This window comes from Algibacter mikhailovii, assembly GCF_014651495.1.
Taxonomy (GTDB): domain Bacteria; phylum Bacteroidota; class Bacteroidia; order Flavobacteriales; family Flavobacteriaceae; genus Algibacter_E; species Algibacter_E mikhailovii.
In genome coordinates this window covers 437,498-454,428 of sequence record NZ_BMWZ01000002.1, presented here as the reverse complement: position 1 = coordinate 454,428, position 16,931 = coordinate 437,498, and the positions used below count along the sequence as shown (strand labels likewise).

Here is a 16,931-nt window from a genome sequence, read left to right as displayed (position 1 = left end):
AATTTATACCATTGATTTGTTACAATAAGTAGCTTTTTCGAAATCATTAATATTCATTGCTATAAAATCTACAGAGGGAAACAGGCCTTTCAATTTACTAACAATGCTTTTAGAAAGTTTAGCTTTTTGGAGGGTTGTTCTACCTTGCATAATATTTGCGAACACATGAATAAAGTCTCCTTGAATACCACCAACTAAATAATGTTCTGAAAAAGGGTTTAAACGTACTTTAATATCGTCTTCATCAAATAAATTGGAAGCCGTAGCTGTTTGGTGTACCTCAAGTATGATATGTTCTGGCCGTTGCATTTTTAAAATGCTTTCTGAGCAATCAATTACAAAATGTGGCATAGTCTTAAGATTCTATTTTATGATATAATTCGTATAATTCCATATTTAATGGACCTTCTCCCGGAGGCGTAAATGCTTTAGGAAGTGTTTTAATCCAAATAAAATTATTGTTTTGCGCAACTTTTAAACTTCCTTTATTGTTTTTATTGACTATGATTTGAAGCGTTTCTAAATGTAGCGTTTCAAAAGCGTAGTCTGATAAAAGCGCTATTGATTTTGTCATCAAGCCTTGGCCTTCTAAATTATAATCAATAGCATAGGCGAATTCTCCTTGTTTTTTAGTCCAATCTAATTCTTTGATGTAAATTAAGCCTATCACTTTATAATCGTCGTTTCCTTTTATGGTAAATAAAAACTCCTCTTTTTTTTGAAATACTTGAACTTTCTTTTCTACAAAAATATTGGATAGCTCGGGATTTAAATTTTGTTCTAATGTTTTAGGGAAGTAGCGCCTTAATCGATCTTCATTAGCACATGCAAAATTGCAGAGGTTCCATCCATCTTTTGGATGTATTGGTGAAATATAATATGCTCCTAAATTAAGCTGCATGTATTGTGTTTTTTTTAAGCTCAAGAACTTGCACCGTTCTAGATGAAGCTGCCGTTACTGATAAAGGTAAAACTAAAATTACACCAATTACAGGAATTAATAAAAATAGGAGAAAAATAATACCGTTGCCTATAGCTAATCCACGGTTTTGGCGCACAAATTTAATGCTCTCTTTGTATTTAAAATGACGCTCCAAAGTGTAATCCATATTACCAAAACCTGCATAATATGCTTGGACCATAATTAATAATATGGAAGAAAAAATATTTACCACAGGGATTAATTTTAATAAAAGAATAGGTATGGTTAAAAGCAATTCCATAATCAGGTTTCTTCCATTAATTCTTATACCTCGCATGAGTTGTTGAATGAACGTAGTATTTCTATGATTATGTTTTACTTTGCCTGTAAAATGTATTTCAATTTTTTCGGATACGGGACTCATGAATGGCGCAGAAAGTGCCATGATGATATGTTTAAAAAGGATAAGTCCAATAACAATAATTATTAAACCGCCAATAAAATTACTAATTGCAGAAAAAGCGTTTTGCCCCCAATCCCAAATCCAAATTTTGGAAATAAAGCTACCAATGTTATCTGATAATCCGTAGGCGGTACTAAAGACAAGGATTGCTGTAAGTACACTAATTATCATAGGAATGGCAAAATACTTCCAGAGTTTTAATTTTGATATTAAACTAAATGCACCAAAATAAGCTTTAATTCCTGAAATGATATTTTTTACCATTTTGTTGGTTATTCTTTAGGAACTGAATCGTGTATTAAGAAAGTTATTTTGCAGCAAGCAAGGCGTACATGACCTTTGGAGCAAATCCTTAAATATTGTCATAGTCAAACCATTCTGCAAATGAACTGTCTGTTTCCTGTAATTTTAAGGAGTGCAATTTGATGTGATCAGGCAATCTTTTGCTTATTTTTTTTGCAAAGTCCAGCACCATCATTTCACTGGTAGGTTGATAGTCTACAAGAAGTACATTGTGTCCACGATCTTGTAATTCTTTTGCCAGTTCAACATGAGGTGTGTTTTTATTGAAAACGGTGGCGTGGTCAAAAACATTAACGATTTCTTCTTTTACTATTTTTTTGAGATCACCAAAATCTATAACCATACCAAACTTAACGTTGGTATTGTCAGTAATGGGTTTACCAATAACAGTTACCGAAAGTTTGTAGCTATGACCGTGCACGTTTTTACACTTGCCGTCATAACCGTACAAGGCATGACCAGTTTCAAAGGAGAATTGCTTGGTGATACGAATGTTGTTTCCCATTATCTTCTTTTTCTTTTATTTACAATGTATACTATGATTAAAACTAGGGCTAGGACTAGAAACAATCCATTTCCGCTTAAAAAGGACATGATATCCATAAGGCTTGTTTATTGGTTTCTTTTTTTATTATATCTAAACATTAAATAGGCCAGAGCTACAAGGACCACAAAAGGAATCATAGACCCAATAAACACACCAATTTCATAACCTTGATCAGGTGCATTTTTGATTTTTTCTTCAATATTTATTTCTTGAAGACGGGCAATGAATAGATTCATTTTTAATTTTTATGCTGTTAGGCAAAGTTAATTGTTTTGTGCTAGCGGCAAAAATTGTTGCCTAAATTTTATAATGAGTGGAATACCCCTAGCAATAATCCAAAACGTTATGGCAATGAATATACCCTTTAATTTTAAATCAAGATGATCTAACCAAAATAAAATAGGGATAAAAACAAAGAAGGTTGAAAATAAGAGAACATTTCTTAAATATTTCATTTTACCAAGACCTTTAAAAATACCATCAAAAATAAAGGCTAAAGTACAAAGGGGTTGCATGATAAGAACTATCCAGAAAATGGCGTAAAAGGCATTTAATACTTCAGGTTCTTTGGTGAAAATACGACCAATGGGGTAATAGAATATGGCACCTAATAACCCAAGAATAATGCCAATAATGACACCGTACTTTATGAGTTTATTGCTTAATTGTAATAAGTTTGAATAATCTTTTGCTCCAAAGAGTTTCCCAGATAATATATTGCCTGCACTGGCATAGCCATCAACAATAAAGGCTCCTAAAAACCATAGATTAATAGCAATAGTATAAGCAGCTATATATTCCGGACCATAGCTTGTTGCGTATGCACTTGCAAAATATAGGGTAACATTTAATGCAATGGTTCTTATAAATAGATTAAGAATCATTAACAAAAAACGTTTAATCTCAGGGTTGAATGGAAAACTTGGTTTTAAAGGGATTGTTGTTTTTTTAAGTAAAAAAAATGCTGAACAACCTGCCATTAATATTTGGGCTAATACACTGGCATAAGCTGCGCCTTCAATATGCATAGGGTCAATATAACCCTCTATACCATAAACTAAAATGATATCTAGAACAATATTTGATGCCGCACCAATAATGGCAATAATCATAGGGTAGTAGGTATTTTGTAATCCCCTAAAAGCGCCAAAAACGGCAATTGTAAAAAGAGTAAACGGAAAACCTAATACTCGAATTTTGTAATAAATAACACTATAATCTAATATTAAATCTGTGGCATTATAGAGTTTAAAAATGTGTTTAGTTATAGGGTAAGTACTAATAATAATAAGAATACTTAGTGATGTAATAATAAAGATAGCTTGAGACGGCAGGTTTTTAATCTTTTCTAATTTGTTGGCGCCGACGTACTGAGAAACAATTGATGAAACCGCACTTCTAGTTTGTCCAAGTACCCATATAAGCATTGACATAAAAGTAGTAACAATACCAACAGCGGCTAAAGCTTCGGTAGCGTTTATTGAAATGTTACCAACTATAGCTGCATCTGTTAGTGATAGGATTGGTTCAGAGACTCCAGAAATCAGAGCTGGAATAGCCAATTTGTTTATATTTTTTAGACTGATAGTAGTACTCACAAAACTAGTTCATAACAGTGGAAAGGATGTTCACTTTGTTTTGGAAAATAAATATTTCCAAGCTTTTTATATCCGCGAAGTTCGTAAAATTTTTGATTTCTATGATTTTGCGAAAAGGTATCTAAACGCACGGAATTAAAGTTATTCTCTCGACTAAAATTTTCAGAAAAGGTCATGAGTTGCTGTGCATAACCTTGACCTTGATATTCTGGATGCACAGCTAGCCTATGAATGTAAATATTCTTTTCATTTGGTGTTAACCAAAATATGGGTTCGTATTCTTTATCCATAAAATCAGAGATAGTGATACAACCGACTATGATATTCTTAATTTCCATAACGTATAATTCATGGCGTTTAACATCTCTAATAAAGGCTGCTTTATTAGGGTAGTATTCGTTCCATTGATAGATGTCTTTACTTACCATATAGGCAGCACAAGCCTTCGTTATTTCAATAATTGAATCAATATCCTTCTGGGTTGCTTTACGTATCATTTAAATATTTTACTTTTGCATCAAATTTATTGTAAATTTAGGTTTAAACTTTACTCTTATGAAGAATATTTTAGTGCCCGTAGGCTCATCAAAAAATGCATTAAGTCATTTACAATATGCTGTTGATTTTGCAGAGGAATTTAATGCAAACCTATTTGTAGTTCAGGTTTATAATGTGTTTACTAAGGCAGGTACTTTAGTTAAGGTTGATGAAATTATAAAGCGTGAGAGCCTTCAGTTTTTGAATGATCTGGTGTCAAAAATTGATCCTAAAAATGTTAATATTACGGTTAAAGTGCTAAAAGGTAACTTAATAGACACTTTAGATCTTGCATGTAAAGCAGCAGATATTGATTTGGTATTGTTGGAACCGAGAACCAACTCCATAAAGGATGAAGTTTATTTAGGTAAAACCTCAGGAAAGATTGTAAAGCAAATGGATGTTCCGGCGCTTATAGTGCCTGAAGGGTATGCCTTTACGCCTCCTTTAAGTATATTAATGGCCTTGAAATCTGCGGTGATAAAAAAGGATAATGTGCTAAAACCGTTGAAGGCAATAAAGCAGAAATTTAATGTGGACTTGGATCTTTTGCTAGTTAAAACTGCCTTTCATAAAGCAGATGATTTTATTTTAAAGCCTGAATTATTAGAGGTTGTAAATAATATCACTAAAACTGAAAATGCAACCACTTTTCAAGGCGTTTTAGAACATTTCCAATCGCATAAACCAGATATGCTATGTGTTGTTCGACGAAAAAGAGGTTTCTTTGCTAAGAAGTGGGAGAATAATACCATTTTAAAGAAAGACTTTTATGTGAAGATACCCGTTTTAGTATTAAGTGGTTTAAAATAAATATAAATGTATGGAGTCATGAGAACATATGGAATGATTTAGCATATATCTTGCTCTTTTCTTTATTGAGCTTGTTTTTTCGGTTAAATCAATTCTATTCTAATACGTGATTTTACAAAAATAATTAATGAATAAAGTAAATAGTTGGGCTTATGAAAGTGGAGACCTTAGTAGGTAATGAAAATCAGGAGATTCAAAATTCTATAATTAAGCAGTTAAAAGATTTAATTAACTTTAAAAACTTGGAACCTGGTGATAAGTTGCCTTCAGAACGTTTATTATCAGAGAAATTTGGGGTAACTAGGAATAGTATTCGAATAGCCATCCAGAAACTAGAGTTTTATGGCATCTTAAAATCCATACCTCAAAGTGGTACTTTTGTTGCAAACATTGGTGTGATTGCTATGAATGGAATGATTGATGATATATTGAGATTGGAAAGTCCTGATTTCAAATCATTGGTTGAAACAAGAATATTGTTGGAATTGAAAACAGTTCGATTAGCTGCTTTAAGACGTACGGAGGAAGATTTAGAATTGATGAAAGAGGCGCTAGACGCCTATAGTGAAAAGGCCTTGTCAGGTCAAGATGCTGTGCAGGAAGATTTGCTTTTCCATTTGGCCATTGCTAAGGCAACAAGAAATAGAACGATAAATACCTTTATGCTTACTATTACCCCACAAATAATCATTGATTTTGAAAAGCATCATGTTTGTGATAAAAGTCAGGCTGTTCAAAGTATACAAGAGCACACAGAAATCTATGAGGCTATTAAAAAACAGGATACCAAACTAGCTAAACAAAAAATGAAAGACCACTTTAGTGTGTTGTATCAATATTGCTATGGGGTGAAGTAAAAATGCTTTTTGTAGGATTAATGTTTTCTTTTTTTAGACTTTAACCGAAGTTTTATTCATGCTAATTGGAGTTTTTAAAGTATTCACTTATATTAAATACTATCAGTTCCTTACTTTAATTTAAGTAAAATGGCTATTATTTCTTTCAAAAAAAGAATCACAAAACTCATGCGAAATGTATACATTTGTAACCGATTAAAAAAAGGAATGGGGATGTAGCTCAGTTGGCTAGAGTGCTTGACTGGCAGTCAAGAGGTCACGGGTTCGAATCCCGTCTTCTCCACTTCAAATTAAGAGGCTTTCAAGAAATTGAAAGCCTCTTTTGGTTTCAATTTGCATAATATTATACTTGAATATTTTAAGTCTAAAAATTAAAAACAGCAATTTTGATATTTTAAAAAAATCGTTGCAATAAAAGTAGATACTCCACTTTTTTAAAGTTCTGTTTAAAAACTATTTATAATCTCACGATAACTTATTGATAATTATCGTAAAAATCTTCATCTGCTTTATAGTCTAAAGATAAACGTAAACTTATTTCGTTGTATAAATTAATCACATTTCTTGTTGCTCATTTAATGTGTGACTCTAATAAAGGGATAAAGCAATTAAAATTCCTTACGAAAACATTAAAAAGTGATGCCTAGGGAGTGGGGAATTTTGTATTACAACTAAAAGAGATATTTATACTGCAAATAACCCCGCTGACAGGCTTCAATTTTTAATAGCAAATAGGTTTCTCAAATAACAAAATCCCTATAAAGAGTAGATTTTTGGTTAAATTCTATGCTTTTTAAGGCCTAGTACAATGATTACCACTGTTAGCGAAATTTATTTTTATTATCTATTTTATTTAGAACAAAACCAGGAGTGTTCTCAATTAAATAGGCGAAATATTCCGCTCCATATTTAGTAAAATGTCTAGTATCTTGACTGATAAACTTACAATTAGGAGTAAAAACAGGAACTGTATGTTCTTTATCAATCACTAAATCAATCAAGTCAATATATTTCTCTCCCCATTCTTTTTTTAGTATATCATTTGTTTTTAAAGAACCATCTTCGAGGCTTGTTCTTTGAAGGCAATAATTTTCTCCTGTATAGTTGTAATATATTCCATTATTTATACCAAAGTTTTTAGTTCCTGTGCACCAAGTTTTGGATTCATCAATGTCAAGTTTTCTAAATTCTTCTTTGCTCAAAGGAGATAAAAATATGTAATCAGCCTCCCGAGCTCTTTTCTTTAAATCAGGATGCAAGAAGGCTGGATGGGAATAGGAGCCATATATATATGAAATTTCAATACTTTCTTTGAATTTAGATTCTAATAAGACATTACACCAATCTCGCGCAAAACTATTCCCTATGACAAGTATTTTTAACTTTTCTGTTTTAGTAAATAACTTATCTAGTTTATAAATATCGTCATTATATTTTGAGTGAATCCCTTTTTGAGTTGATGCTTTGTTTATTCCTAATTCAGGAATGTCTTTTAAAACCCCAGCATTATTGTAAATGTATAGAGATGAACCAGTTGTTGTTAAAAACGTTAAGATTAGAATAACAAATATATTTTTCGTCTTAAATTTATGTCTAAACGGTTGTTCAATCAGATAAAAAGTGCCAATTGAAAGTAGAATCGTGATTAACATTATAAAGCTATAACCAATAAATCCAATTTCGTTAAATAGAAAGTAACGTCCAAAGGCTAATATTATCTGATGCCACATATAGATGCTAAAACTAATCTTACCAATAAAAACAACAAGTTTATTCTCAAGCAAATAGGAAGAAAGTTTATTCACTGTGCTAACTGATATAAGAATTCCACATGTAATCATGACCGTTATAAATAATAAAAGGTCATTATTTATGAATTGCAGGTCAAAGCAAAGAATTACAATAAGTGCAATAATAAGAACAGTCGAAAATCTATGTTTTACGATCTTCCCGTTTAAAATGATAGTTGCAATCCCACCAATTGATAATTCAAAAAACCTGAATGGTAGCAGATAAAATTTATAATAGTCTTGAAATGGAGAGAAAAATAATCCTATTGATAATAAGGTTAAGACTATTAATATTGGTAATATAAGTTTTAACCGAATCTTTGCGATAAGGACAAAAAGAAATGGATAAAACAAGTAATACTGTTCTTCAATTGCAAGGCTCCAAGTATGCATTAATGGTTTAAGCTCGTTGACAACATCCCAGTAATTTTTTGTGGTGATAACCTGCAACGTATTATTATTGAAAAAATTAGTAGCAACAATACTTTGTGCTAAATTTTCAAGATCATCAGGAAGCATATATTTAACTCCAAGAATCAATGAAATGAGGCAAATAAATGAAACTAATGGAATTATTCTTTTAATTCTTCGGATATAAAAATCCTTTATGGAGAATTGGTTTTTTGATATTTTACGATATATAATTCCTGTAATTAAGTATCCGCTAATAACAAAAAAAACATCAACACCTAAAAAACCATTAGGAAGATAACCGAAGTGGAATATAACTACAGCTAATACGGCATATGCTCTTAAGCCAGCTATATCTTTTCGATAATTATTATTTTCAATTAATTTCATTTTTCGGTAACAAACGTATAAAGAAAATATAAAACATATGTTATTTATTCTTAAATGTCTAGAGGTTTTTTTATTGATAGGATTGTGTCGCTTCTAATTAAAGACAAAAATAACAGAGGTAAACGTAATGAAGGATTAAGCAGCTAAAGAGATACGTGATTTATAAAATGAACCCATTGGATTCAACAGTTGTTTTTTCTATAAAGTTTTAATATATCTTCTCCGGTAATTGTCCTTTTGCTAACTCAAAATCTTTAAATCCCAAACTTTTACTATTCACCACTTTATCATTCTATGATTTTGTTCTCATATATTGGGTAGTTACTTGTGTGGTCTGATCTTTATCGTTGAATTGTTTCAGCAATATTATCGAAACTCTCAAAATCCTTTCCAAAAATAAGATTATCTATTAAGTCATAAATCAAATCCTGTAATGCTTGTTCGAAATTATCATCTGGAACAAAGGTTGTTTGTGCACTAGTATCTAATGTTAATATTACAAACAATAAAATAAATAAAAGGTAGTTTAATTTTCTCATTTCGATTATTTATAATTTTAAGACTATGTTTTTTGAAATACAATTAGTTACGTTAAATTGCCTATGACTTGTTTATACTATGGGTAATCAATATTGGCTACTCACAAACCTTGAAGAGTTTTTTTTTAATTAACTTAATATCCCACAATGACATCATATGAATTTATTTTTATTATTTTTGTTGCGTATTAACCTATATGCGGAACAAGATAAATCATATAAAAAGCTTTGATAATGGATTTCTAAAAAGAAGATAGTTAGAAGATAGTTAGAAGCTTTAGAAAGTCTAAGACAATTATAGAAAATAATACAGGAATAGAAAATATGGAAGGAGTTGTTTTAAGGAACGCTAAAATAGCGCTACTTTCCATATTCAAACAGGTTCGCAAACATTAAAATTAAATAATTATGAAAAAAATTACATTTCTTACATTAATAATGATGTCTTTCAATTTAGCGATAGCACAAACGGCATTGGATTTCGATCCAGATCGGGGTCTGCAACAAGTTCAAATATCAGACATAACCTGCCCATCCGAATTTACTTTCGAATTATGGATAAATTACAAGGGTCAACGTTCAGGCGAATTTTATCCAACACTTATAGAATTTGGAGATGATACACCATTTTTTGGGTTTGAATCAGGTTTTTTAACACTTTTCGGTGGTGTTAAAATGTCTACTCGATTTCCTACAAATCAATGGATTCATGTTGCTGTTACTTATTCAACAGTAGATTCTTCAGTTGCATTATATGTTAATGGCGAATTAGAGGCTGCAGCAATTGGTGTAGTCATTGATATTAGTGGAGTTGGAGCTGGTATTGGTAATAATGGATCTGATGATGTTTTTAACGGTTATATCGATGATGTAAGAATATGGGACATTGCTCGTTCGCGTTCTGAAATTTTATCAGACATGAATACATGTTTAACAGGCACCGAAACTAATTTATATGCCTTTTATAATTTTGATGAAGGTACTGGAACTGTTGTAAATGATTTGACAGGTAATAATTTTAATGGAACATTAGTAAATATGGATCCTGTTACTGCTTGGATTCCTTATGATAGTTGTAATAGTTTATCAATTGAAAATCAAAACACCAATTTACAGATAAGCCTATTTCCTAATCCATCTTCTGATTTTGTTTCTATATCTGGGTTGAAAACTAAAACTAATTATGAAGTATATAATGCAATAGGTTCAAAAGTCCTTAAAGGAACGTTAGCTATTAATGATAAAATTGATGTTCAAAACTTAACTAGTGGCATATACTTATTGAAACTTGAGAGTGGAAGTGCATTAAAATTTATAAAGGAATAAATTAACAATAACGTGTGCTAACAGCGGTAATCGTTGCGAAACACTATAATTTTTATTCAGTACTAGTAAAAAGAGGGTTTGAACACCCTCTTTTTTTATTTATAATAGTATTACCATGAACTTTGGTGTGTTTAAAAATGAGGTAATGATCTTTAATCTAAAGAATTTTTGCAGGCTCTACCTTGGGGTAGTTCGTTAACTCAGCCACCGTTAAAAACTTTTAATACTAATTCTGTATTCAAAAAAACCTGTATTAGCTTATATTTATAAGCAATTATAAAGCTAAAACAGGTGCTTTTAGAATGGGTGTTTACTTAAAGTACATTGTCCGGCCTGCTTGAAACAATTAGATAATCGAGTCATCTGAATAATGTAGGTATTTGGATGAATTGATGGCGTATGACAACAGTTTATATTATATTTGATGCTATTTAATTTTAATGTCAAAAGGTATAAATACCCTACATTGGAAATTACAAATAGTTATTCTAATATCACGCATGCAATTCAAGTTTCCCCTAAAAGATGTGAAAATCGAAATAACCGATATCAAAAAAGAGGTTGATACGCCCCTCTATGATGATGGTTTTTTTCGATTAAACCAAAACGAATTTTCAATGCATGTAGAAGGCGTAGGGTCGTTTTATGCTTCTGGCGGAAACTACATAGCACTGGTTCTTAATACTAAAGCTACCCAAGCCACTATTGAATTGTATTTAAACGGCTCCACTTATGGCGCTATTTTACATCAACGGAAAATTATGCCCATGCATGGCAGTTGTTTTGTTTATAACGCTAAAGGCATTATGCTTTGCGGGGATTCAGGGGCAGGAAAATCCTCACTTACAACAGCATTTATACTTGAAGACCATGCGTTTTTGACAGATGATGTCACGCCTATTTTGATTTCAAATAATAAGGCATTTATCTGGGCTATGAGCGATCGGATAAAACTTTGGGAAGACAGCTTAAAGCAATTAAATCAAAACAAATCAGGTCTGCAAAAAATTGACCCTGAAACGGAAAAATTCTATTATCCTTTAAAGTCCTACAAGGATAATACCTTTATGTTACATCATATTTTTTTAATTGAGATTCATGAAAAGACAACCATTGTTTTTCAGGAAATTAAAGGCGCAGAAAAGGTGACTGCATTACGAAATGAAATTTATCGTTTGGAATATTTGCAAGGGATGCCTGAAAACGAACTGTTTTACTTCGAGAAACTAGTTGAAATAAGTAAAAGCATTAAAATCACCAAGCTTTTACGGCCAAAGACCATTCCCATCAAACAAACTCAGCATCAATTAAAAAAATACTTGCAAAAATAATTTGATAATAACAAAACACATTAAACAAGAATGAGTGCTATTTTTGGAATCATAGATTTTGAAGGGCGGCCTATTGAAGCCGAATGGATAAAATCTATGCAAAAGGATCTTGCGCACCGTGGCCCGGATAGACAGGGTCTCTACCAGGAAACATCAGTGTTTTTAGGTCATATGTTGTTGCAGGTTACCCCGGAATCGGTTTATGATACATCGCCCTATGAAGAAGCTGGTTTTGTTATTACAGCCGATGCACGATTAGATGAACGGGCGGCCATCATGGATCGCTTAGATATCCCACACGTGGAAAGGGAAATTATTACTGACCCGCTCCTACTACTGCGTTCTTTTCTCAAATTTGGAAACGGTTTTGTAAAAGATATTTATGGTGATTTTGCCTTTGTTATTTGGGATAAAGAAAAAAAAGAATTGTTTTGTGCTCGCGACCAAATGGGTGTCAAGCCCTTTCTTTACTATTTTGAGGAGAACCGATTTGTTTTTTCGACGGAGCTAAAAGCCATAGTAAAACTGCCGTTTGTAAAAACAGTCATGGACCACCTTTATAATAGGGATTACGCGATAAATTTTGTACCTGACGTAGGAAGAACACCATGGGAAAATATTATTCGTTTGAAGGCTGCAAACGTATTGTTGGTCCAGCAATCAAAAGCGGTAACAAATCAATATTGGGATCTAAAATACAAGCCTAGTGTAAAATATAAGAGCGAAGAAGTCGCTGCTGATAAATTACGAGAATTACTGGAATTAGCCATTTCAGACCGGATGCGTGTTATAGGCGACATTGGAATCCCCTTAAGTGGCGGGTTAGATTCAAGTGCTATTGCTTGCCTAGCCGCTAGAAAACACAGAGCTTTAGGGAAAAAAATAACGACGGCTTCTTCGGTACTTGGCCCTGATATTGGTGCACAGGATGTAGAAGATGAGCAAGCCTATATAAATGCGGTTTTACAAGAAGAAAAAAATATTGATCCAATGTTTGTCTACAGTTCAAAATTGAGCTTTTTGAAAGGTCTGGACGAAAAATTTGAGAGCCATTATGATATGGTAAATATTTTTCATTATGTAGATACAGCTATTTATGAACAATTTCAATCCAAATCCATCCGCCGTGTTCTTTCTGGTTATGCTGGAGATCATATTGTTTCAAGTGTCATATATCCTTTACCCCATTTATTGATGGCTGGTAGATTTAGGACATTTTTTAAAATGACTGCCAAATTAAAACACACAGAGAATTTGAGCTATTTGGCACTTTTTAAAAAGCATATACTTAATCCCACGCAACCCTTTTTTGTTAGAAATTTACGAGAACGGCTTCATGGACGCGTTTCATTATGGGATATCAAAGGGCTGCCACTTATATTAACTGCTCAAGAAAAGAAGACACTACAACTAAAATCAAAAAAAAGTATCAAAGACTATTATAAGTTTAGGAGAAATATTTTTCTTTCAAGGTGGCCAAAGTATGATGATCCCTTCCAAGAAGATTGGGATTGTGGTGCTTCAAACCATAGCATTGAAATGACCTATCCGCTTGTAGACAGAAGAGTCGTGGAATTTATGATGGTCTTACCCATTGAACATTTTTACCCTAGTGGTGTTAAGCGAGGGCTGATAAGAAAAGCACTGTGTGATATTTATCCTGAAAAAATAAGGGACAGACAAAATAAAGGAGATTACTCGCCTGACTATTACCATATTTTCTTAAAAGATATTGATGAATTTAAGTCTCAATTAGAGAATCCTGAAGTTAGAAAAAAATTAGGTAGTATTATTGATCTTAAAAAGCTTAGTAATTTATTAATGTCAATTTCAAACTCAAAAAAAAGTTGTAAATTTGACGATGAATATTTTTTAGCAACCCATATAAGTTTGTGGTTATGTTATACTATTTGGTCCGTAAATAAATAAATAAATAAATTTTATGCAAAATAAACTAAAAAAAGAATGGCAACGCCCTTCTATAATCTCTGAACTTCCTCTTAAGCAAACATTAGGAGGGCCAATAAAAAATGGAAAGGATGCCGCTAACAAAACTAAAAGTTGAGTTTAAGAAGATTGTAAAGCTTGTAATTGAATAATAAGGTGTTAGTCATGAAAGTAATTTATTTTCATTGATTGCTTGCCTTTATTATTTTTGAGTGTGAATTTAGCTGTTCATAAACATAGGGCTATGCGCTTTCCATCGGGTTAATTAAAAGCTAAGATGGTGTTCGATAAATATTAATTTTGAACATGGGTACCATCGCTCCAATAATATATAAAGAAGACTATATACTTTATATTTCAACAAACGGATGAATTTAAAAGCTAAAATACCTTCTATTTACCATGCTATTTCCCCCGAAGTACTCGATATTGAAATTCCTGCTGAGACCATAGCAACCTGTGACGCTTGTAACCATTGCCGTTCTCCACAAAGCCCAAGGATAAACACTAAATGTTGCGATTATCATCCGAACCTTCCTAACTTTCTTATAGGTTATATCCTGACAGATGAAGATGAAAGCTATGAATTAGGTAGGCATCGCATACGAGATCAGATTAAAGCCCAGGCCGGAGTAACACCTTATGGTACTGTTCCTCCGGTTCCTTATTACCAGCGTCGAATAAAAGAGTCAAATCATTTTGTGTCATCTGGGTCGCATGAATTGAGAGAATCACTACTCTGCCCCTATTATGACCAGGGTAGGTGCACCGTCTATAAATACAGAAATAGTACTTGCGTCACTTTTTATTGTTCTTCAATTGGCGGGGTTGCCGGAAAATCATTTTGGAATAAAGTAAAAACCTATTTAGAACTGGCAGAAACGACCCTTTCACAATATGCCATGCAGCAATTGGGATGGCCCCCAGCCCAAATTAAAACTTATACGGTTGGAACAATGGATTTTAATGTGGAAGATAAAAAGGGGAATATCAATAAAGAAAATTATGGTAAGCTTTGGGGTGGATGGGCTGGACGTGAAGAAGAATTTTATATTAAATGCTATGAAATTGTTAGTAAGGTAGATGCCCATACATTTAAGCAGATTACAGGACTAAAACATGAAATACTGGAGGTAGCCATAAGCGATACCCAAAAGAATTTTATAAAAAATATGCTTCCTGAAAAATTAGTTTTACACCCTAATGTTAATTCTGAAAAGGCTGAAGAAGGCTATACTCTAATGTCTTTGGGTGAAGAAACGGCCAAAATTCCATTGCTAATACTGCCCTTAATTCGGAGTTTTAATGGTAAAAGAACCACGTTGGAGGTTTATCAATTGGGATTTGATGTGCTATACAATATGGAAGAAGTGGTAGATGAACTTCGCAAGAAGGGCATGTTAATCAACGTATAATTTAAATTAAAAAATTTACTATTATGAACTTAAAATGGCAGATAAACCCTGAAGTCCTTTCGAGTAAAATAGATGAAGAGGCTATCTTAATGAGTTTTGAAGCAGAATCCTATTTTGGTTTAGACCCTGTAGGAAGTAGAATTTGGGAACTGCTTTCAAAAACACCTGTAACGGCAGATGAACTGGTCGTTCATTTGATGGAGGAGTACGAAGTAAATGAGGCAACCTGCAGAGAGGATGTACAGCGGTTTATTGATGATATGTTGGCTAAGAAATTAATTCAGCAGGTTCCTGTTTCAGCATAATGAGCCATTTTTTTTCTAAAAAGAAATTATCATTTTCAGAAATTGTGCTTATTCCAGAAGCATTAGTAATGCTCTGTATTTTTCGTTTAAAAGTCAGCTACCAGCCATCCCGAAAATGGATGCCTAAGGCGACATCAGAACGTGCTGAAACAACAAGTGATAAAAAAATGGGAACAGCACTTTTGGTCGTAAAGGTTATCAACGGCTTGGAAACCCGTACGCCATGGAGAAACACCTGCCTAGTCAAAGCACTCGCAGTGCATAGCATGCTTCAGAAGCGGCAAATAGTTCATAAAATACATATTGGTGTGGCACCTAAGGAGAATAAGTCTTTTGAGGCCCATGCCTGGCTTTCGGTTGGAACTGAAATTATTTTAGGTGGTGGAAATCTGGACAGATTTCATGAAATTTCAAGTTTTCGATAATCTTTCCAAATAAAAAATGACAAGCGACCATGCAAAATTTTCTTTTATTAACCCGCAAAGCTCTTAACCAGCGACATCGACTTTCTCATCAGCAGATTGATGATCTTCTAAACGAAAAATGCGCCAAAGAACATCTGTCTGAAAAACATGATCAAATGTTTCAAGTCAGTGAATTTATTAAATTGTCTGATGCATTTCGCGAAGCAACTATTCCATTTATTCCGTTAAAAGGGCCCATGCTTTCATATCGACTTCATAAGGATACTTGTTATCGTTATTCCAATGATTTAGATTTTCTAATACCATTAAATGCTGTCAAAAAAGCAATTTTCATATTAAAAAAAAATGGCTATCAACCGGATGGTTTTTCGTGGCCTGATAATTTAAACAAGGAACGAAGATTAATCAAATTAACGAATCAAGTATCATTTGTTCATCCTAAGAAACAGATAGCCATTGAAATCCATTGGAAGTTATTTAAGCTCGAAATCACGAGCTCCAAAATCTTAGATGAGGTACTAAAATCAAATAGTATTCAATTACGATTTCATGAAAGAAAGTTCCAAGGATTTAACAACGAGTTGGAATTGTTATACCTTATTATCCATGGTGGCTTGCATGCTTGGTTTAGATTGAAATGGCTTATTGATGTGAAGGATTTTATGGAAAAGATACCAATTGATACTGAAAAATTCACCCAACTGGTTTTACAATGTCATGCGTCTCGAATGGTTTCGCTTTGCAAAGCCATGCTAGCTAACTATTTTCCAGAATGCCCGGTACTGCCATGTAAACCTGTTCGTAACACAAAAAAACAATTAGAATTTGCGATATCACAAATTGAAAAAGAGGATTTTTATAATAGATCCTTTCTTGAAAAAATAAAAATTTATTGGTTTACAATGCAGTGTTTTTCTGGTTTTAGATTTAAACTTAGTGTTTTTTATTCCAGATACTTAAATTCATTTGAATTTCATCGAACTTCTTAGTAGGTTTGTTTAAACGGTGATAC

General features: G+C 32.7%; 19 protein-coding genes and 1 tRNA gene. 11 read left to right on the top strand and 9 right to left on the bottom strand.

The window, feature by feature from the left end:
* Nucleotides 1-3: 3 nt before the first annotated feature.
* The 7 genes from IE051_RS05360 to IE051_RS05330 form a co-directional block, all read right to left on the bottom strand.
* The gene (locus IE051_RS05360) at nucleotides 4-351 is read right to left on the bottom strand and encodes a 5-carboxymethyl-2-hydroxymuconate Delta-isomerase (protein ID WP_189359746.1); all 348 of its coding nucleotides are present in this window, start codon (nucleotides 349-351) and stop codon (nucleotides 4-6) included.
* Nucleotides 352-355: 4 nt separating this feature from the next.
* Nucleotides 356-901 (bottom strand): GNAT family N-acetyltransferase, encoded by a 546-nt coding sequence (locus IE051_RS05355; protein WP_189359745.1) that lies wholly within the window; start codon nucleotides 899-901, stop codon nucleotides 356-358.
* The gene (locus IE051_RS05350; RefSeq protein WP_189359744.1) at nucleotides 891-1,649 is read right to left on the bottom strand and encodes an EI24 domain-containing protein; all 759 of its coding nucleotides are present in this window, start codon (nucleotides 1,647-1,649) and stop codon (nucleotides 891-893) included. The genes IE051_RS05355 and IE051_RS05350 overlap by 11 nt, the downstream gene beginning before the upstream one ends.
* A gap of 88 nt (nucleotides 1,650-1,737) precedes the next feature.
* Nucleotides 1,738-2,193, bottom strand: coding sequence for a 6-pyruvoyl trahydropterin synthase family protein (locus tag IE051_RS05345; protein ID WP_189359743.1), 456 nt, complete (start codon nucleotides 2,191-2,193; stop codon nucleotides 1,738-1,740).
* 107 nt (nucleotides 2,194-2,300) lie between these two features.
* Nucleotides 2,301-2,471 carry a hypothetical protein gene (locus tag IE051_RS05340; protein WP_189359742.1) on the bottom strand — a complete coding sequence of 57 codons (171 nt, stop codon included), beginning with the start codon at nucleotides 2,469-2,471 and terminating at the stop codon, nucleotides 2,301-2,303.
* A 27-nt stretch (nucleotides 2,472-2,498) separates the two neighbouring features.
* Nucleotides 2,499-3,833 carry an MATE family efflux transporter gene (locus IE051_RS05335; protein WP_189359741.1) on the bottom strand — a complete coding sequence of 445 codons (1,335 nt, stop codon included), beginning with the start codon at nucleotides 3,831-3,833 and terminating at the stop codon, nucleotides 2,499-2,501.
* Nucleotides 3,830-4,330, bottom strand: coding sequence for a GNAT family N-acetyltransferase (locus IE051_RS05330; RefSeq protein WP_189359740.1), 501 nt, complete (start codon nucleotides 4,328-4,330; stop codon nucleotides 3,830-3,832). The genes IE051_RS05335 and IE051_RS05330 overlap by 4 nt, the downstream gene beginning before the upstream one ends.
* 58 nt (nucleotides 4,331-4,388) lie before the next feature.
* Here IE051_RS05330 and IE051_RS05325 point away from each other — a divergent pair, with 58 nt between their 5' ends.
* The 3 genes from IE051_RS05325 (at nucleotide 4,389) to IE051_RS05315 (ending at nucleotide 6,323) form a co-directional block, all read left to right on the top strand.
* The gene (locus IE051_RS05325) at nucleotides 4,389-5,183 is read left to right on the top strand and encodes a universal stress protein (RefSeq protein WP_189359739.1); all 795 of its coding nucleotides are present in this window, start codon (nucleotides 4,389-4,391) and stop codon (nucleotides 5,181-5,183) included.
* Nucleotides 5,184-5,335: 152 nt separating this feature from the next.
* The gene (locus IE051_RS05320; RefSeq protein ID WP_189359738.1) at nucleotides 5,336-6,040 is read left to right on the top strand and encodes a FadR/GntR family transcriptional regulator; all 705 of its coding nucleotides are present in this window, start codon (nucleotides 5,336-5,338) and stop codon (nucleotides 6,038-6,040) included.
* 209 nt (nucleotides 6,041-6,249) lie between these two features.
* A tRNA-Ala gene (locus IE051_RS05315) sits at nucleotides 6,250-6,323 on the top strand.
* A gap of 538 nt (nucleotides 6,324-6,861) precedes the next feature.
* Here the strand turns inward: IE051_RS05315 and IE051_RS05310 are convergent.
* Both IE051_RS05310 and IE051_RS05305 read right to left on the bottom strand, forming a co-directional pair.
* Nucleotides 6,862-8,631: an acyltransferase family protein gene (locus tag IE051_RS05310; protein ID WP_189359737.1), complete on the bottom strand. Its 1,770-nt coding sequence runs from the start codon at nucleotides 8,629-8,631 to the stop codon at nucleotides 6,862-6,864.
* Nucleotides 8,632-8,972: 341 nt separating this feature from the next.
* Nucleotides 8,973-9,170, bottom strand: a complete 198-nt coding sequence (locus IE051_RS05305) for a hypothetical protein (protein ID WP_189359736.1) — start codon at nucleotides 9,168-9,170, stop codon at nucleotides 8,973-8,975.
* 408 nt (nucleotides 9,171-9,578) lie between these two features.
* On the opposite strand from IE051_RS05305, the gene IE051_RS05300 reads away from it, so the two are divergent.
* The 8 genes from IE051_RS05300 (at nucleotide 9,579) to IE051_RS05270 (ending at nucleotide 16,908) form a co-directional block, all read left to right on the top strand.
* Nucleotides 9,579-10,496 (top strand): T9SS type A sorting domain-containing protein, encoded by a 918-nt coding sequence (locus IE051_RS05300; protein ID WP_189359735.1) that lies wholly within the window; start codon nucleotides 9,579-9,581, stop codon nucleotides 10,494-10,496.
* A gap of 500 nt (nucleotides 10,497-10,996) precedes the next feature.
* Nucleotides 10,997-11,827 carry a phosphoenolpyruvate carboxykinase (ATP) gene (locus IE051_RS05295; protein ID WP_189359734.1) on the top strand — a complete coding sequence of 277 codons (831 nt, stop codon included), beginning with the start codon at nucleotides 10,997-10,999 and terminating at the stop codon, nucleotides 11,825-11,827.
* 30 nt (nucleotides 11,828-11,857) lie between these two features.
* Entirely contained in the window at nucleotides 11,858-13,756 is a 1,899-nt protein-coding gene (locus tag IE051_RS05290) for an asparagine synthase-related protein (protein ID WP_189359733.1), read from the top strand.
* 13 nt (nucleotides 13,757-13,769) lie between these two features.
* A complete protein-coding gene (locus tag IE051_RS18670; protein WP_262891380.1) occupies nucleotides 13,770-13,892 on the top strand; it encodes a hypothetical protein in 123 nt (40 codons plus the stop codon).
* A gap of 250 nt (nucleotides 13,893-14,142) precedes the next feature.
* On the top strand, nucleotides 14,143-15,189 hold the full coding sequence (locus tag IE051_RS05285; RefSeq protein ID WP_189359732.1) for a hypothetical protein: 1,047 nt from the start codon (nucleotides 14,143-14,145) through the stop codon (nucleotides 15,187-15,189).
* A gap of 23 nt (nucleotides 15,190-15,212) precedes the next feature.
* Nucleotides 15,213-15,494, top strand: a complete 282-nt coding sequence (locus tag IE051_RS05280; protein WP_189359731.1) for a PqqD family peptide modification chaperone — start codon at nucleotides 15,213-15,215, stop codon at nucleotides 15,492-15,494.
* Complete coding sequence (locus tag IE051_RS05275) at nucleotides 15,494-15,919, top strand: lasso peptide biosynthesis B2 protein (protein WP_189359730.1); 426 nt, start codon at nucleotides 15,494-15,496, stop codon at nucleotides 15,917-15,919. Before IE051_RS05280 ends, IE051_RS05275 begins: the two co-directional genes overlap by 1 nt.
* A gap of 29 nt (nucleotides 15,920-15,948) precedes the next feature.
* Nucleotides 15,949-16,908, top strand: a complete 960-nt coding sequence (locus IE051_RS05270; protein WP_189359729.1) for a nucleotidyltransferase family protein — start codon at nucleotides 15,949-15,951, stop codon at nucleotides 16,906-16,908.
* Nucleotides 16,909-16,931: the final 23 nt, after the last annotated feature.

Coding starts and splice junctions, on each gene's coding strand:
- IE051_RS05285 (WP_189359732.1), top strand. CDS start 14,143: ATGAATTTAAAAGCTAAAATACCTTCTATTTACCATGCTATTTCCCCC.
- IE051_RS05345 (WP_189359743.1), bottom strand. CDS start 2,193: ATGGGAAACAACATTCGTATCACCAAGCAATTCTCCTTTGAAACTGGT.
- IE051_RS05355 (WP_189359745.1), bottom strand. CDS start 901: ATGCAGCTTAATTTAGGAGCATATTATATTTCACCAATACATCCAAAA.
- IE051_RS05275 (WP_189359730.1), top strand. CDS start 15,494: ATGAGCCATTTTTTTTCTAAAAAGAAATTATCATTTTCAGAAATTGTG.
- IE051_RS05300 (WP_189359735.1), top strand. CDS start 9,579: ATGAAAAAAATTACATTTCTTACATTAATAATGATGTCTTTCAATTTA.
- IE051_RS05340 (WP_189359742.1), bottom strand. CDS start 2,471: ATGAATCTATTCATTGCCCGTCTTCAAGAAATAAATATTGAAGAAAAA.
- IE051_RS05350 (WP_189359744.1), bottom strand. CDS start 1,649: ATGGTAAAAAATATCATTTCAGGAATTAAAGCTTATTTTGGTGCATTT.
- IE051_RS05320 (WP_189359738.1), top strand. CDS start 5,336: ATGAAAGTGGAGACCTTAGTAGGTAATGAAAATCAGGAGATTCAAAAT.
- IE051_RS05305 (WP_189359736.1), bottom strand. CDS start 9,170: ATGAGAAAATTAAACTACCTTTTATTTATTTTATTGTTTGTAATATTA.
- IE051_RS05280 (WP_189359731.1), top strand. CDS start 15,213: ATGAACTTAAAATGGCAGATAAACCCTGAAGTCCTTTCGAGTAAAATA.
- IE051_RS05295 (WP_189359734.1), top strand. CDS start 10,997: ATGCAATTCAAGTTTCCCCTAAAAGATGTGAAAATCGAAATAACCGAT.
- IE051_RS05310 (WP_189359737.1), bottom strand. CDS start 8,631: ATGAAATTAATTGAAAATAATAATTATCGAAAAGATATAGCTGGCTTA.
- IE051_RS05360 (WP_189359746.1), bottom strand. CDS start 351: ATGCCACATTTTGTAATTGATTGCTCAGAAAGCATTTTAAAAATGCAA.
- IE051_RS05290 (WP_189359733.1), top strand. CDS start 11,858: ATGAGTGCTATTTTTGGAATCATAGATTTTGAAGGGCGGCCTATTGAA.
- IE051_RS05270 (WP_189359729.1), top strand. CDS start 15,949: ATGCAAAATTTTCTTTTATTAACCCGCAAAGCTCTTAACCAGCGACAT.
- IE051_RS05330 (WP_189359740.1), bottom strand. CDS start 4,330: ATGATACGTAAAGCAACCCAGAAGGATATTGATTCAATTATTGAAATA.
- IE051_RS05325 (WP_189359739.1), top strand. CDS start 4,389: ATGAAGAATATTTTAGTGCCCGTAGGCTCATCAAAAAATGCATTAAGT.
- IE051_RS18670 (WP_262891380.1), top strand. CDS start 13,770: ATGCAAAATAAACTAAAAAAAGAATGGCAACGCCCTTCTATAATCTCT.